The following is a 13,884-nucleotide window of genomic DNA, read 5'->3' as shown; positions in this document are numbered from 1 at the left end:
TCTCGCCTTCGGCGGGAGGGGGGCGGCACCTTGGGCCGGCCAAGCCGGACCCTTGGTGCCCTTGGCAGGGGCACTTCATCCTCGGAGGTGGTGGCATTGGTCCCGCCGCGCTTCGCGCGACCCCCCTCTCTCGCCTTCGGTGGGAGAAGGGGCGGCACCTTGGGCCGGCGGAGCCGCACCCTTGCTGCCCTTGGTAGGGGGCATCTCGGCTCTAGCGTTCCATCCCCTCAAGCCTCGCCGCCGAAGGCCTTGATCAGGTTGTCGATGTACTTCTCGACCAGTTTCTCGAACTCGCCTTCGACCACCGGCGCCACCACAATCTTCATCAGGCCCGGCAACGGTACCTCGATCTCACCCTGGATCGCCAGCGTGATGCCAGTGGATTTCTTGTTGTCCACAATCTTCCAGTGGCCACCCACCAGCGCATTGCCCACGCCCTTGACCGGGGTCCACTTGACCAGGCCCTTGGCCTTGTCGCTGGTGTATTTGCTGGCGTACACCGTCTGGATGTTGACCTGCGAGGTACCCACTTTCTCCATCTCCCATTGGTAGACGCCGCCGCCCATGTCGGTGAGCTGCTCGACTTTGGGAAAATGTGCCACCGAGGCCGGCACATCCGACAGCAGGGCGAACACATCGGCCGCCTTGGCTTTGACGTCGAACTCGTAGCCCAGATCGATCTTGACGGTGATGCTCATGTGTCTCCTCTCGGGGGGTAGATGGGGTCGATCGATTGTAGGGACGGCGTCGCTCGCTTCACCCCGGGCTTACACCAAGCCGACGCCAACGGCGCAGCAAGGCACAATGCCAGCGCACCAGCTGGCGGCTGATTTTCAGAAAGACACTTTCCCAGATGACGATCCAGTGGTTTCCCGGGCACATGCACCTCACGCGCAAGGCCATCACCGAGCGCGTCAAAGACATCGACGTGGTGATCGAGATGCTCGACGCCCGCCTGCCCGGCTCCAGCGCCAACCCCTTGCTGGCCGAACTCACTGGCCACAAGCCCACGCTGAAGGTGGTCAACAAGCAGGACATGGCCGACCCCGTGCGCACCGCGCTCTGGCTGGCACACTACAACGCCCAGGAAAAGACCCGCGCCATTGCACTCGACGCCAGCGTCTCCGCACCGGCGCGGGCCATCATCGCGGCCTGCTTCGAGCTGGCCCCCAATCGCGGCGGCATGGTCAAGCCGATGCGCGTGCTGATCTGCGGCATCCCCAACGTCGGCAAGTCCACGCTGATCAACACGCTGGCCGGCAAGCGCGCAGCCAAGACCGGCGATGAAGCGGGCGTCACCCGCAACGAGCAGCGCATCGCCCTGGCCGACGATTTCTACCTGTTCGACACGCCCGGCATGCTATGGCCGCGCATCGTGGTGCCAGAGAGCGGTTTCAACCTGGCGGCAAGTGGCGCCGTGGGGCGCAATGCCTACGACGACCAGGAAGTCGCGCTGGAGCTGCTGGCCAAGCTCAAGGTCCACTACGGCGAGCTGCTGGAGGTGCGCTACAAGCTCGGTCTGTCGCAACAGGCCATCGCCGACCTGCCCGAAGAAGAGCTGATGGAAGCCATCGCCCGCAAGCGGGGTGCGCTGGCCAGCGGTGGCGCGGTCAACTGGCAGAAAGTGGCCGAACTGGTGATCGCCGATTTCAGGGGCACGCACATCGGCCGCGTCACCCTGGAAACGCCCGAGATGTTTGGCCGCTGGCTGGCAGCCGGCCTCAAGGCCGATGCAGCGCGCAGTGAACGTAAACAGGCCAGAGGTGACAAACCGCCCAAGCGCCGCAATCGCTGAAACCGACCATTTGGAGGAAACCCACTTGTCCACAGTTCAAGCCCCACGCAATCCCGAGAGCGATCCCCGGGTCAAGGCGGTGTTCGACGATATAAGGGCGACCCGGAATACCGAGTTCATCAACCAGTTGTGGCGCTACCTGGCGTTCGATGCCACGCTGCTCGAGCAAACCTGGGCGGAAGTCAAGCGCGTGATGGCCACACCGTCCGCGCTGGACCCTTTGACCAAAGAGCTCGTGTATATCACCGCGTCCGTCATCAACGGGTGCAGTTACTGCGTGCATTCGCATACCGCCGCAGCCACTGCCAAGGGCATGACGCCACAGCAGCACGCCGAACTGCTGTCGATCGTGGCACTGGCATCCAAGACCAACCAGTTGGCCACGGCACTGCAGGTGCCATTGGACCCGGAGTTTGACCGTGGGTAGGCCTGTTCGCACAATTTTCTTCCGCCCCTGGAAAGCAGTGTGAACCGTCTCTGATCCACCAATCCGCCAGCACTTGACGAGGATCAAATCCGCCAGCGTATGGAAGTGTCAGCATGGAAAGCCCGATCTGAGGCACGCCCATGACTTCCGAACCGCCTGCAAAACGCCGAATCCTGCTGATCGAGGGTCATCCGGACACCGATGAGCAACGTCTCAACCATGTGCTGGCGGATGCCTATGCCCAGGGTGCCGTGGAGGCGGGTCACGCCATCCACCGGCTGGCGGTCGGTGCGCTCGATTTTCCCTTGCTCAGAAGCCAGCACGCGTGGCAGCACGAACCCGTGCCGCCATCACTCAGGGGTGCGCAGGGCGACCTTGTCTGGGCGCAGCATGTGGTGATCTTCTTTCCGCTCTGGATGGGTGACATGCCCGCCTTGCTGAAGGGCTTTCTTGAGCAGGTGGCGCGACCCGGCTTTGCAGTGGGGCCGGAAGGCGCAAGCCCCTTCGGCCCCAAGGCGCTCGGCGGGCGATCGGCGCGCGTGATCGTGACCATGGGCATGCCTGCGCTGGTGTACCGGTGGTTCTACCGTGCCCACAGCGTCAAGGCGCTGGAGCGCAACATTCTGGGCCTGGTGGGATTCGCTCCAGTGAACGAAACGCTCATTGGCGGCGTGGATACGCTGGGTGACAAAGGCGTGTCCAAATGGACAAGAAAGTTGCAGAAGCTGGGGCGCGCCGCTTCCTGAGACAGGGCCCGCTGACCCCATCCTTCACGTCTACAAGGCTCCCGACCTCACCTGACGGTGATGGTGATGCGATCGCTCAGTACCGGGGGATGGTGTGGAATGTGGTTCTGGTCGCCCAGCACCAGTTGCAGGGTGTGCTGACCCGGCTTCAGCTCCACGCTGGTTTCGGTCTGGCCTGCGCCGAAATGGCGGAACTGGTCATTGGCCGGAAGAGGCGCGTTGGCGTCCACCTCGTTCACATTCACCAGCAGATGGTGGTGCCCAGTTCCTTCCTTCTCCACCCCTGCGGGTGCCACGCCCATGCCGCTGAGGCCGAAGATCACTTTCACCGGACTGGTCACGGTCATGCCGTTGCGCAGGTTCACGAAATACAGCCTCGCTGCTTCGGGCGAGGCGACTTTCTTGTAACCCGATGCGAGGGTGGGGGTGCTGGTGGACAGTTTCACCGGCACCGTCGGTGTGGCGTTGGCTCCCATCGCGCCGTGGTGTCGGGCGTGCATGCCACCGTGGTGCCGGGCATGCATGGCTGAGTGGTCATACGCCTTGTGCGCGCAGCCCGCCAGCACAAGAGCCGCAAGCGACGCGGTTCCAATTCGCAATGCCGAAGAATCGATGGGCATGATGGGTGTCTCCTGAAATGTTGTGGGGCTGTCCAGCTTACGCCGGCAGTCCGCCCAGCACATCAGTCACCCGGCGTCACCAGGGGGCATTGATGCCCCAGGACAAACCCCGGCGTCAGGCGTGAACCTTCACGCCTTTCCAGAATGCCACCCGGCCCCGGATGTTCTCGGCCTCGGGCTTGGGATCGGGGTAGTACCAGGCAGCGTCGGTATTGAGTTCGCCGTTCACCAGCAGCGAGTAGTAGCTGGCCTGACCCTTCCAGGGGCAACTGGTGCGGTGGTTGCTGAAGGTGATGAAATCGCGGTTGAGTGCACTCTCGGGAAAGTAGTGGTTGCCCTCCACCAGCACGGTGTCGTCACTCTCGGCGATCACGGCGCCGTTCCAGGTGGCCTTCATGCACGCGCACTCATTTGTTCTTTTCCTTGCCACGCGGCATCACGGCCGTTGTCGGCGGCGTGGGGCGATCGGAGCTGATCGGACCCTTGGGTGCCGAAGTGTCCTTTTTCGGTTTCTTCGACATTTTTTCGTTGCGCTGTTCTTTGCCCATAAGGCCTCCTGGATGGACACACGGAGTGTGCAGATCGGCGGATGATAAGCCAGCCAGTGATCTATTGGCCAAGCCCGATCAACTCGGCGAGCGCATCTGTCGGCATCGCACCACTTTGTGTGACCACCTGCCCGGTGCGCAGGTTGCGCGCCACGATGAAAGGGACCGATTCAGCCCCCAGGCGATTGAGCAGTACGGTATTGCGCTTGATGCTGTTCATCACATCGTCGGGTATTTGTGCAGAAGCCGACAGGCCACCCTGGTTGGACAGCAACAGCGCTTCATGCTGTGTCATGGCCTCTCTCGGGTTTGGTGCAGTGAGCAGCGCGGCACCCTGTGGGGCGCTCCTCGCGTTGATGATGGACACCGGCACCCAGATGAATTTCACCTTGCCCAGCAGGGGCTCAGATGATTCCCACAATCGGGCGCAATGAGGGCACTGCGGATCGAACAGCACATACACCGGCTGGGCGCTCATGAGTGCGCCCACGGTGAAGCCTCTGGCCTCGGCGGCCAGTGCCTCGGGGGCCTGTTCGAGCGCAATGGGGGCGCTGTCGCCTGCACTGGCTGTGGGTCCGACGGATTCTTCTTTGGAACACGCAGCCAGTGTGAGTGCAACCGATGCAAGAAAAGGCAGGATGAATGATCGGAGCTTCATGAAGTCAATGGTCTTGAAAGCAATGGGAGGGTCGACCGGCATCATCGCAGACCGTGACAGGCCATGACGCCGAAAAGGCACGGCACACCCATTGCCGGCGTGCCGTGCCTTTTGCGTGAACCTGTCGAAGCGGATTCAGGCGGATCAGTTGCTCAGGATGATGTGGGCGATCAGGCCGGTCGCGATAGCGATCAGCACATAGTCGCCGCCCACCTGCACCCACTGGTGACCCCGTGGGGGTGCGGTGAGGCGGTGGTGATGGTGGTTCACCACCACATACTGGCGATTGCGGTATTCGCGCGGAATGTAGCGGCCGCGCTTGAACTCCGGGCCCCGTGCGTTGTAGTAGTAGTGATTCACCGTGGGCGCCGGGGCGTAGCGGCGCTGGTCCGCGCGGTGGTCACGGCGGTCATCGCGGCGATCTGCGCGGTGGTCCCGGCGATCGTCACGGCGGTCTGCACGGGGGTCCCGGCGATCGTTGCGCACATCGCGCCGGTCGCCTCTGCGGTCATCGACATGTTGAATGGCGGCCGCTTCGGCGCGAATCGCGCGCTGCATCGGACCCTGTGCGAAGGATGCGCTGCTGAGGCCGAGCGTGGCAACGGCAACGGCGAAGACGACAAAGTTACGGGATTTCATGGGTTCACTCCTTGGTTTGGTGAGCCTTCATCTTGCGCCCCGCATGTATCGCTTGCGTAAACCGGATCGAATTGAAGCGAAAAGAAATGTAGCGAGATGTTTGGTGCTTGCTGGAGGCATATCAGGCGTTTGTGCCCGGTGCGCGCCTGGCCTGCATGGTCGCCTGCGCATGCAGCTTGGCAGCAATGTATTCACCGTGGGTGACGTGCAGCAGCCCAGCCACCTTGCTGATCACGTGCTGCTCGCTGGCATCCAGCTCGTGGTCGGCGTACGCCACCTCCCACATGGCTTCCACCACGGCGATCTTCTGTTCCTGGGTGAACCGGTCGTTGAGGCTGCGGGTGAATCGCTGGTAGTCGTAGGCGGTGCGCGCCGTTTCGTGGGCGAGCTCGAGCAGGCGCTCAACTTCATCGTCTTCAAGGATGAACTTGCGCCGCAGGGCACGGATGATGGTGTCGCGCTCGGCGTCACCCATGGCAGGTTCGTCCCGCATCACTTCCACCAGCAGTACCGCTGTGGCGAGCTGGAGGGTGTGCGCTTCCTCTGCCGGCGACGAGGTTGCGCGGCCGTTGAGGGAGGTGTTCAGGCTCTCAAACAGATCCTTCAGATTTCTAAGCATGCAGCATGTCCATTCGTTGGTGTTCGTTGCCGGTGCATGGGCGTGACGTGCGGTGGATGTTTCGGAGTGTTGAATGGTTCCCGCGCCCGGCTTCGTTGCTGTCTTCGGCGAAGGCGATCGCGCTCTCAGCCTGCTCTTTCCCAGACCAGCAGCAGGTTGTTGGCCGGCATTGCATGGCGCGCTTTGAGTCCCAGCCCCACCAGCGCGGCCTCTTCAGCCACAGCTGCCAGGCGGCGAATGCCCCATTCAGGATGGGTGGCGCGCAGACTCTCATCGAAACGCAAGTTTCCTTCTGACGTGGGGATGCCATCTTCCAGATAGGGTCCATAGGTGATCAGTACGCCTCCCGGACACAAATGCCGGGCAGCCCCTTGCATGAGTGCGGAGCAGGTGGCCCAGGGGGAAATGTGCAACATGTTGGCACAGAAGATGGCGTCGAACGGCGTGTTGAACTCGGGACCAGCGCTGGGCCAGGTGGCTGCCATCACATCAAGCCGAAGCGGAGCACGCATGTTGTCGAGGCCCGCTTCGGCTGCACGCGCAGAAATCACCGGCAACATGGCCGGATCCTGGTCGGTGGGCTGCCAGGTCCAGTTGGGCAGGCCTGCGGCGAAGTGCACGGCATGCTGCCCGGTACCCGCCGCAATTTCCAGGGCCACACCCTGGTTCGGCAGTACGAGTCGCAGAGTCTCCAGAATGGGTTGCCGGTTGCGTTCGGCCGCTGGACTGAAGGGCAGGGCACTCACGGGCAAGCCTTCGCGCTGCGGCTGCGGTGCGAGATTGCCACGGAACAGTCCGGTGCGGCGCTCACTGGACTACCCTCCGTGCTGCGCACTGCGGGGCTGAGCGCCTTCGGAGCGGCCGTGCGGCGCTCATGCGTCGGCCTTTGCGTGCCAACCCTGCGCCAGGGCACCCAATCCAATGCCAGCCAGGGCCCAGAGCAGGCTCCAGTTGCCCGTGCCCAGGCCCGCGATGGCCGGGCCAGGGCATACCCCGCACAGGCCCCAGCCCACACCAAACAACGCAGCGCCCTGCAGCGTGTCGCGGTTCCAGCGGCTGACATGGTGGTGAAAGTGACCGCCCAGCAGCGGTGTGGAGAACAGGCGTGGCAGCAACTGGTAGGCCATCAAGGTCACCAGTACGGCGCCCCCCAGGACCAGCATCAGGCCGAAGTCCTCAAAGCGCAAAAAACCCAGCACCACCTCGGGCTGCACCATGGTCGACAATGCCAGGCCGAAACCGAACAGTGCGCCTGCGATCAGCACGGCGAAGAACTTGCCCAGGTTCATGCCAGCCCCCACGCGACGAGGTTGGCCGTGACGAACGCGGTGGCCATGAAGGTCAGCACCGCCAGCAACGAGGGCCACTGAAGCGCACCCAGCCCACAGATGCCGTGACCCGATGTGCAGCCATTCCCCAGGCGGGCACCATAGCCCACGAAAATACCGCCCACCAGCAGCATCCAGGCGGGCACCTCGGTGGAAGAGGGTGTGCCGTCAGCAAACAGCCACCACCACGCCAGGGCGCCCAGAATGAGGCCGGTCGCATACACCAGCCGCCAGCTGCGTGAACCGGTGAAGCGGGACCGTTGAAAGAACGGCCGGTTCACGATAAACGACCAGGTACTTGAGAACACGGTGCTCATGCCTCCCACCAGACCCGTGAGGAGGTAGAGCAGCGCCACGCCGGTGCCAATGAAGAGCCCGCCAAACAGGTAGTGCTGCCAGCCGAGGGGAAATAGGGTGTGTGTGAGGTCCATGGGGACGCATTATGCGGAGCGTTCGATACGCAGTTGCTGGCTCGCCGGGATTGGCTTCGATAATGAGGGCGGCGGCCGGGTTCCCGGCGTTTTTTCGTTTGTACCGCATGCATACCCTTGAACAATTGCGCAGCGGCGCGCTCGCTGGTGCGCGCCGACTGGACCTGAGCTGTGGGCTGACCGAGGTGCCGCGCGAAGTATTCGACCTGGCGGACACGCTGGAGATTCTCAATCTCACCGGTAACCGTTTGAGCACCTTGCCAGCCGACCTCGGGTGCCTGCGCAAGCTCAAGATCATCTTCTGTTCAAGCAACGAATTCGCCGAACTGCCTGAGGTGCTTGGTGATTGCCCCGCGCTGGAGATGGTGGGCTTCAAAGCCAATCGCATCTCGCACGTGTCCGGGGCCGCTTTGCCACAGAAGCTGCGCTGGCTCATCCTCACTGACAACGCGATCGACAGCTTGCCGCAGGAGCTTGGTCAGCGCCCGGCCATGCAGAAGCTGATGCTGGCGGGCAACCGGTTGAGCGGGCTACCCGCCGGCCTGGCCGATGCGCACGCGCTGGAACTGCTTCGGTTGTCTGCCAATCGGTTTACCGAATTGCCGCCATGGCTCACCCGTCTGCCGCGGCTGGCCTGGCTGGCTCTCGCGGGCAATCCACTGGGTTGGCAGCATGCGCTGGCCCCCACCCTGCCGCGCCTGTCCTGGCATCGGTTGCGCTTGATGGATCGGCTGGGCGAGGGCGCATCGGGGCAGATCCATCGCGTCCGGCTTGAACCTGACGGAGCCGCCGGCCAGACCCTGGCGCTCAAGCTGTTCAAGGCGTCGGTGACCAGCGACGGGCTGCCCGAACACGAAATCGCCGCCTGCGCGGCAGCAGGCCATCACCCGGCCTTGTGCACGCCAGTGGCCGAACTCGCTGAGCACCCAGACGGCACTCCTGGCTTGCTGATGCCTGTTATGCCACCGGAGTTGCACAACCTGGCCGGGCCGCCAAACTTTCAGAGTTGCACACGCGATCTGTACCCGGACGGCTTCGCCATGGAGGTCGGCGTTGCCCTTCGGCTGGCTGCTCGAATGGCGCATGCACTGGCGCATCTGCACCGTCGCGGCATGATGCACGGAGACTTTTACGCGCACAACATCTTGTGGAACCCCGCCAGCGGTGAAGCCATGCTGAGTGATTTCGGGGGCGCCAGCTTGCTGCCCGACGACCAGCCGGAACTGCGGAGCGCGCTGCAGGCACTGGATGTGCGTGCCTTTGGCTGTTTGCTGGAAGAACTGGCTGCCCATGCACGGCAGGGTGATGCGGCCGGAACGGCCCTTGTCGAACGCATGAAAACCCTCGCCGCTGCCTGCATGGTCTTTGACCCGGCCGCGAGACCCGACATGAACGAGGTCGCCAAAGCCCTTGATGTGCTGAACCCGGTGGAGAGCGCCACGGGGCGCTGAAGCATCGGCCCCATCCAGATTTAACGTCCGCTCTGTTGCCCGTACGGCCACCGCCAGAGCGCGCCCAGCGAAACCACGGCGGCTGCCAGCATCACCCACCCCTGCGCCGATCCCATGGTCCACAGCGTGGCAGCGCTGATGGCGCACCACGCCAAGGCCAATACAGTCAGCGCCCACAGCAGCATGCACCGGGCGCGGGATCGCGCATCTGTCACAAGCAGCCAGCCCAGTGTGGCCACGACGGTGGGGTCGGGGGCCACGCCAAACAGCTCCGCCTGAGCCAACGGCCGATCGAACGCTGGCGCCAGCAACGGGTGTAGCAGGGCGGCCCATGCTATCAAAAACAGTGCGCACAGCCGCCGACCAGACTGGGGCGTTGTGCGAAGACCGGGAACCGACGTCAGACCCAGCAGGCCCAGCGCCTGGGCCACAAAGCCAATGGCAAACGCCTGTGCGGCCCAGTTGATGGGGGCATATCGCTGCCAGAGGAATGACCACGCCACGAAACCCCAGCACACGGCCAAGCCCGCCAACCCCCACCGCATCGCCATTTCGCTGCGCTTGCCAGGACCCGCAACGATGGCTGCCGCCAAGGCAAGCAAGGCAACCGGGGGCAGCAGCTGAAACGGCCACAGCGCGGTGTTGTGCAGCTCAAACTGGCGCCAGTACGTATCCGGCGCGAACATCAGAAAATCCGACGGCCTGTAGGTCCACCATTCGCTCATGAGGTCTGTGCACGGGTGGCGTGCGTCGAAGGTTGTTTCACAGGGCGGCCACGTCTCTCGCCATGCGTGCGCGCAGGGCCGCATCGGGCATGCGGCCCATGGCAGCGCCCATGTTCTGGCGCACATGGGCCACCTGGCGCGTGGCGGGTATGGCGCAGGTCACTGCCGGGTGGGTGACAATGAACTTCAGCACCGCCTGTGCCCAGCCGTCACAATCGATGTCGGAGGCCCAGCCGGGCAGGGAATGCCTTGCGAGTTGCCGAAGCAGTGCGCCTTCGCGAAACGGCCGGTTCACGATCACCCCGATGTCGCGCTCCTGCGCCAGCGGCAGGAGTCGTTGTTCCACCTCGCGGTCGAGCGGGTTGTAGGTGATCTGCACAAAGTCGATGGGCTGGGTGCGCATGATGTCCTCGAGTTCGCGGTGCCGCCGACCCTCTGAGGTTGAAATGCCCACATACCGCAGCTGACCGGCAGCCTTCATGTCCAGCAGTCTCGGCAGGTGTGCCTGCCAGCTCAGCAGGTTGTGTACCTGCATGAGGTCAAAGCGTGGCACGCCCCAGAATGTGCGCGAGGCTTCCATTTGTGCGCTGCCGCGATCGGCATCACCCACCCAGACCTTTTCGGCAGAAAAAAGCGTGGTGGGCTGACCGAGGCGGGCCAGCGCATGGCCGATGGTGGGCTGTGACGATCCGTACATGGGTGAGCTGTCGATCATTCCCCCGCCCGCTTCAAAGAACGCTCTCACCACCTCGGCGCGGGCGTCTCTGGCCTGGGGGTCGTTGCCGACGTTGAATGTGATCCAGGTGCCCAGCCCGACGACGGGCAGCGCCTCGCCTGAGGAAGGTATCGGTCGGGTCATCAGCCGGGGTGCCGGGGTCTGGGTGCTGGTCTGTGGAGAAGCGGCGGTGGGAAGCCAGGGCAAACCCGTCAACGCGAGCGCGCCAGCCAGCCATGTTCTGCGGCTGGGCGAGTTGCCGGCAGAGGGAAATGTGTGGTGTTGTTTCATTTGTGCCGTTGTGGAACGCAGACGAACTTTTCTGAGAACTGCTCGTCGGATGAAGTTCCAGCATGCGAGAGCCCAGCCAGGGTGTGCTGCCGCACGGACGCACCGCCGAACAGGCTGTAGGCTGTCTGCAAGGCGCTGTGCGCCTTGTCGGACTCGCCGCGCCAAGTGTTTCGCCGTTGGGGCGGGTCCGATCCAACAAACAGGAGTTTCCATGTCTTTTCCCGCCCATCATTCTTTGACTGTTGTTCGCCACGCTGGGCGATTGCGCCTGCTCGCTGTGGGCGCTGCCATGCTGGTGGCCTCGGTCGCATCGGCGCAGTCTGGCGCTGGCAGCGCCCGATCGTCGATTGAAGCCACGTACCAGCGCGACCGGGCAGCCTGTATGGCCAGCGACGCTCAACACGAACGCACCAGTTGCCTGCGCGAAGCAGGCGCCGTGCGCGCCGAAGCCATGCGCGGTGCCCGCCGGGGCGGCGAGTCTGAGGAGATGCTCACACGCAATGCGCTGGAACGCTGCAAGCGCCAGTCTGGCGAACAACAGGCGATATGCGAGCGCATGGTGCGTGGCGAAGGCAGCACCACAGGCTCTGTGGAGGGGGGCGGCATGATCCGCGAGCTGACCATCATGGAACCGGCAAGATCTGTCAATCCCCCGCCGGCTTCAGGCGCGACCCCCTTGGCGCCTCTGCCCGCCCGCTGACGCCTGAGGGCGCGCCCCGGCGCCCTTCGTCCTTCGAGACCGACTCGAAGTGCACGCCCCACCCGAGCGGACTGTCAAGGGGTACGTTGTGATTGCTCATCAGCTAGCATCGTCTGCATGAGTACCCAATATGAGTGTCTGAAGTCCCCCGATCTCTACGCCGAGGCTTTCAGCGTCACCGCACCTCCCACGCCAGAGCGTCGGGACGTGTGGCCGCGCCAGACGGGTGTGTTCATCCGGCTGAAACAGGCAGGAGAAGCTGCTCCGCCATCAGACGCGGAAGAACACCCCCCTGAAAAGCCCGAGCGGGAAGCCGTGCTGGGCCAGTTCGGACTGGTCCCAACCTGGGTCAAGTCGGCGTCCGACGCCAAACTGCGTTCGACCAAGCTGGTCAATGCCAGAGCCGAGACTGTGACCACGTCCAACAACTTCCGCAGCGCCTGGTTGGCCGCCAGGCGCTGCATTGTGCCCATGATGGCGTTTCAGGAAGACGACCTTCGCAGTGGCAAGACGGTGCCGACGCGCATTGCCAGGGTGGACGGAAGACCCATGGGTGTGGCCGGGTTGTGGGAGAGCTGGATGGGTGCCGATGGCACGACCATCGTCAGCTTCTGTCTGCTCACCGTGAACGCCAACAGCCATGCGCTGATGCACCGCTACCAGCAACCCGGTGCCGAAAAACGCATGCCTGCCGTTCTCAACGAAGGTGGCTACGATGCGTGGCTGACCGCCCGACCCGAGAAGGCGCGTGAATTTCTGCGTGCGTACCCAGCCAACTGGCTCACGGCCAACCCGGTGCAAAAGTAGATTGCCCCTCACCTGAGTTCGTTCGCACTGGCAGGACGACGCGATGAACGAGATGAGACATGCGATGAGGGAGCACAGGAACTGAAATCCCTGATGAGCCGTTCCAGAGAACCGTTGAAGACAAGGCGTCAGGACAGCGGAGAGGGCGCGGTCAAAACGTCGCTTTCGTTGAGCTCGCGACAGGAGGAAGCGTCGGCCAAGGCCTTGCGCTCAGCATCGTTGAGCACTTCCAGCGGTGTCACATGTGAGGGGTCTACCGTGACCACGCCCATGCCCAGGCTGGGCCTGAACACCTGGCGCGCGTGCTGGCTGTCCGTGACGATCATGGGCTGCCCCACCATGTTGCGCAGGCGTCCCACGGTTTCGTTCACGGGAGGCTGGTGGCGGTCGGTGTAGATCACCACCACAAAGCAGCGCGGGTGGTAGAGCCCCATCACGCACCGGAATCCCGCCGCCCTGCGAATCCGGGCTGCGACAGTGACCTGTATCTGCTGCTCGATGGTGGAGCCACTCGCCTCTGCGAATTCGTAGAGGTTGCTCAGGTGCAGGCAGACCACGGTGCACTCACCTTGCAATCGGGCGGTGCGCCAGAAGGCATGCTCCATGTCGGCGATCAGGGCTGCGCCGGTGTGCAGGCCGGTTGCTGGGTCCGATCCGGGTTCCAGGCGCGACAACCTGGCCAGCAAGCGTGCCTGCCGGTTCCGGATCACGCCCAGCACCGACGCGATCAGGAAGAACGTGACTGTGACGACCGCAGTGAACAACTTGGTAGCCATGCCCAGTCCGGGCACGTTCAGCGCATGCAGGTAGTGACCCAGCGTCAAGGTGGTCAGGCAAGCAATCGCCAGCAGCATCCAGGGCGCCAGCGGGTCACCCAGCTGAGTGGCGCGGGTGACGGCACCCAGTGCCAGCAACACCGGCACCATGTTCACGACCGCTGCCCCGATGAGCAATGGACGGATGTTTTCGAGGTCGATCTGACTGGCAACAAGCACCAGTGCCAGACTTGCAAACAGCAACAAGGTGGCGCCCCAGGTCGTGATCTTGTGTACCTTCGCATCTTCGCGCACACCCCCCAACCAGGTGCCGATGAAGTACAGGCCCATGGCGCCGGCCATCGGTCCCAGACTGGCTTTGAGCATGAGCATCAGTCGACCAGGCAGGAACGGGAAGAAGGCTTCCGGCAGGCCCGTCATCACCACACAACTGGTGCCGGTAACGAGCACGAACATCAGATTGCGAACAGCGGCGGTCGTGCGGTGGCCGATTGCGTCGCCCAGCGCCAGCCCTGCGAGGGTCAGCAATCCTCCCAGCATGGCCGACCAGATGGCAATTTCGGAAGCGGGCATCGACCAATTATGGGACGTCAAATGTCACACCCGTG

18 protein-coding genes are annotated in these 13,884 nt (G+C 63.6%); 6 read left to right on the top strand and 12 right to left on the bottom strand.

Annotation, left to right across the window (positions count from 1 at the left end; all coding sequences use genetic code 11):
• Positions 1–227 precede the first annotated feature (227 nt).
• Entirely contained in the window at positions 228–698 is a 471-nt protein-coding gene (locus Q7V46_RS18305) for an SRPBCC family protein (protein ID WP_304915002.1), read from the bottom strand.
• A 155-nt stretch (positions 699–853) separates the two neighbouring features.
• Here Q7V46_RS18305 and ylqF point away from each other — a divergent pair, with 155 nt between their 5' ends.
• From ylqF to Q7V46_RS18290, 3 genes are all read left to right on the top strand, one after another.
• Positions 854–1,795 carry a ribosome biogenesis GTPase YlqF gene (ylqF, locus tag Q7V46_RS18300; RefSeq protein WP_304915001.1) on the top strand — a complete coding sequence of 314 codons (942 nt, stop codon included), beginning with the start codon at positions 854–856 and terminating at the stop codon, positions 1,793–1,795.
• Between the two features lie 25 nt (positions 1,796–1,820).
• Positions 1,821–2,222 (top strand): carboxymuconolactone decarboxylase family protein, encoded by a 402-nt coding sequence (locus Q7V46_RS18295; RefSeq protein WP_304915000.1) that lies wholly within the window; start codon positions 1,821–1,823, stop codon positions 2,220–2,222.
• A 140-nt stretch (positions 2,223–2,362) separates the two neighbouring features.
• Entirely contained in the window at positions 2,363–2,968 is a 606-nt protein-coding gene (locus Q7V46_RS18290) for an NAD(P)H-dependent oxidoreductase (RefSeq protein ID WP_304914999.1), read from the top strand.
• A 47-nt stretch (positions 2,969–3,015) separates the two neighbouring features.
• Here the strand turns inward: Q7V46_RS18290 and Q7V46_RS18285 are convergent, their stop codons facing one another.
• The 8 genes from Q7V46_RS18285 to Q7V46_RS18250 all read right to left on the bottom strand — a co-directional run bounded on the left by Q7V46_RS18285 (position 3,016) and on the right by Q7V46_RS18250 (position 7,811).
• Positions 3,016–3,588, bottom strand: a complete 573-nt coding sequence (locus tag Q7V46_RS18285) for a DUF4399 domain-containing protein (RefSeq protein WP_304914998.1) — start codon at positions 3,586–3,588, stop codon at positions 3,016–3,018.
• A 115-nt stretch (positions 3,589–3,703) separates the two neighbouring features.
• Positions 3,704–3,985, bottom strand: a complete 282-nt coding sequence (locus Q7V46_RS18280) for a DUF427 domain-containing protein (protein WP_304914997.1) — start codon at positions 3,983–3,985, stop codon at positions 3,704–3,706.
• A 212-nt stretch (positions 3,986–4,197) separates the two neighbouring features.
• Positions 4,198–4,794, bottom strand: a complete 597-nt coding sequence (locus Q7V46_RS18275) for a thioredoxin fold domain-containing protein (protein WP_304914996.1) — start codon at positions 4,792–4,794, stop codon at positions 4,198–4,200.
• 144 nt (positions 4,795–4,938) lie between these two features.
• Positions 4,939–5,433, bottom strand: coding sequence for an RcnB family protein (locus Q7V46_RS18270; protein WP_304914995.1), 495 nt, complete (start codon positions 5,431–5,433; stop codon positions 4,939–4,941).
• A 121-nt stretch (positions 5,434–5,554) separates the two neighbouring features.
• Positions 5,555–6,052 (bottom strand): TerB family tellurite resistance protein, encoded by a 498-nt coding sequence (locus Q7V46_RS18265; protein WP_304914994.1) that lies wholly within the window; start codon positions 6,050–6,052, stop codon positions 5,555–5,557.
• Positions 6,053–6,177: 125 nt separating this feature from the next.
• Positions 6,178–6,798: a DUF938 domain-containing protein gene (locus tag Q7V46_RS18260; RefSeq protein WP_304914993.1), complete on the bottom strand. Its 621-nt coding sequence runs from the start codon at positions 6,796–6,798 to the stop codon at positions 6,178–6,180.
• Positions 6,799–6,924: 126 nt separating this feature from the next.
• Positions 6,925–7,341 (bottom strand): DUF6691 family protein, encoded by a 417-nt coding sequence (locus tag Q7V46_RS18255; protein ID WP_304914992.1) that lies wholly within the window; start codon positions 7,339–7,341, stop codon positions 6,925–6,927.
• A complete protein-coding gene (locus Q7V46_RS18250) occupies positions 7,338–7,811 on the bottom strand; it encodes a YeeE/YedE family protein (protein ID WP_304914991.1) in 474 nt (157 codons plus the stop codon). Before Q7V46_RS18250 ends, Q7V46_RS18255 begins: the two co-directional genes overlap by 4 nt.
• 107 nt (positions 7,812–7,918) lie before the next feature.
• Here Q7V46_RS18250 and Q7V46_RS18245 point away from each other — a divergent pair, with 107 nt between their 5' ends.
• Positions 7,919–9,262, top strand: coding sequence for a leucine-rich repeat-containing protein kinase family protein (locus Q7V46_RS18245; RefSeq protein WP_304914990.1), 1,344 nt, complete (start codon positions 7,919–7,921; stop codon positions 9,260–9,262).
• A gap of 20 nt (positions 9,263–9,282) precedes the next feature.
• Here Q7V46_RS18245 and Q7V46_RS18240 read toward each other — a convergent pair whose 3' ends face one another.
• Together Q7V46_RS18240 and Q7V46_RS18235 are read right to left on the bottom strand one after the other, a co-directional pair.
• Positions 9,283–9,987: a DUF6064 family protein gene (locus Q7V46_RS18240; protein WP_304914989.1), complete on the bottom strand. Its 705-nt coding sequence runs from the start codon at positions 9,985–9,987 to the stop codon at positions 9,283–9,285.
• Between the two features lie 37 nt (positions 9,988–10,024).
• Positions 10,025–10,993, bottom strand: coding sequence for an aldo/keto reductase (locus Q7V46_RS18235; protein ID WP_304914988.1), 969 nt, complete (start codon positions 10,991–10,993; stop codon positions 10,025–10,027).
• 211 nt (positions 10,994–11,204) lie between these two features.
• Between Q7V46_RS18235 and Q7V46_RS18230 the strand changes: the two genes are divergently transcribed.
• Both Q7V46_RS18230 and Q7V46_RS18225 read left to right on the top strand, forming a co-directional pair.
• A complete protein-coding gene (locus tag Q7V46_RS18230; protein ID WP_304914987.1) occupies positions 11,205–11,693 on the top strand; it encodes a hypothetical protein in 489 nt (162 codons plus the stop codon).
• A 117-nt stretch (positions 11,694–11,810) separates the two neighbouring features.
• The gene (locus Q7V46_RS18225) at positions 11,811–12,500 is read left to right on the top strand and encodes an SOS response-associated peptidase (protein ID WP_304914986.1); all 690 of its coding nucleotides are present in this window, start codon (positions 11,811–11,813) and stop codon (positions 12,498–12,500) included.
• A 128-nt stretch (positions 12,501–12,628) separates the two neighbouring features.
• Here Q7V46_RS18225 and Q7V46_RS18220 read toward each other — a convergent pair whose 3' ends face one another.
• Positions 12,629–13,849: a hypothetical protein gene (locus Q7V46_RS18220; RefSeq protein ID WP_304914985.1), complete on the bottom strand. Its 1,221-nt coding sequence runs from the start codon at positions 13,847–13,849 to the stop codon at positions 12,629–12,631.
• Between the last annotated feature and the right edge of the window lie 35 nt (positions 13,850–13,884).

Origin of the sequence: Hydrogenophaga sp. (assembly GCF_030651625.1) — a bacterium.
GTDB lineage: Bacteria > Pseudomonadota > Gammaproteobacteria > Burkholderiales > Burkholderiaceae_C > Hydrogenophaga.
Note: the sequence above shows the minus strand (reverse complement) of the source record. Positions and strands in the feature narration are given on the sequence as shown.

Excerpts from the sequence above, each read along its gene's own strand:
- Q7V46_RS18305 (WP_304915002.1), bottom strand. The coding sequence starts at position 698 with ATGAGCATCACCGTCAAGATCGATCTGGGCTACGAGTTCGACGTCAAA.
- ylqF (WP_304915001.1), top strand. The coding sequence starts at position 854 with ATGACGATCCAGTGGTTTCCCGGGCACATGCACCTCACGCGCAAGGCC.
- Q7V46_RS18290 (WP_304914999.1), top strand. The coding sequence starts at position 2,363 with ATGACTTCCGAACCGCCTGCAAAACGCCGAATCCTGCTGATCGAGGGT.
- Q7V46_RS18285 (WP_304914998.1), bottom strand. The coding sequence starts at position 3,588 with ATGCCCATCGATTCTTCGGCATTGCGAATTGGAACCGCGTCGCTTGCG.
- Q7V46_RS18280 (WP_304914997.1), bottom strand. The coding sequence starts at position 3,985 with ATGAAGGCCACCTGGAACGGCGCCGTGATCGCCGAGAGTGACGACACC.
- Q7V46_RS18275 (WP_304914996.1), bottom strand. The coding sequence starts at position 4,794 with ATGAAGCTCCGATCATTCATCCTGCCTTTTCTTGCATCGGTTGCACTC.
- Q7V46_RS18270 (WP_304914995.1), bottom strand. The coding sequence starts at position 5,433 with ATGAAATCCCGTAACTTTGTCGTCTTCGCCGTTGCCGTTGCCACGCTC.
- Q7V46_RS18265 (WP_304914994.1), bottom strand. The coding sequence starts at position 6,052 with ATGCTTAGAAATCTGAAGGATCTGTTTGAGAGCCTGAACACCTCCCTC.
- Q7V46_RS18255 (WP_304914992.1), bottom strand. The coding sequence starts at position 7,341 with ATGAACCTGGGCAAGTTCTTCGCCGTGCTGATCGCAGGCGCACTGTTC.
- Q7V46_RS18250 (WP_304914991.1), bottom strand. The coding sequence starts at position 7,811 with ATGGACCTCACACACACCCTATTTCCCCTCGGCTGGCAGCACTACCTG.
- Q7V46_RS18245 (WP_304914990.1), top strand. The coding sequence starts at position 7,919 with ATGCATACCCTTGAACAATTGCGCAGCGGCGCGCTCGCTGGTGCGCGC.
- Q7V46_RS18240 (WP_304914989.1), bottom strand. The coding sequence starts at position 9,987 with ATGAGCGAATGGTGGACCTACAGGCCGTCGGATTTTCTGATGTTCGCG.
- Q7V46_RS18235 (WP_304914988.1), bottom strand. The coding sequence starts at position 10,993 with ATGAAACAACACCACACATTTCCCTCTGCCGGCAACTCGCCCAGCCGC.
- Q7V46_RS18230 (WP_304914987.1), top strand. The coding sequence starts at position 11,205 with ATGTCTTTTCCCGCCCATCATTCTTTGACTGTTGTTCGCCACGCTGGG.
- Q7V46_RS18225 (WP_304914986.1), top strand. The coding sequence starts at position 11,811 with ATGAGTACCCAATATGAGTGTCTGAAGTCCCCCGATCTCTACGCCGAG.
- Q7V46_RS18220 (WP_304914985.1), bottom strand. The coding sequence starts at position 13,849 with ATGCCCGCTTCCGAAATTGCCATCTGGTCGGCCATGCTGGGAGGATTG.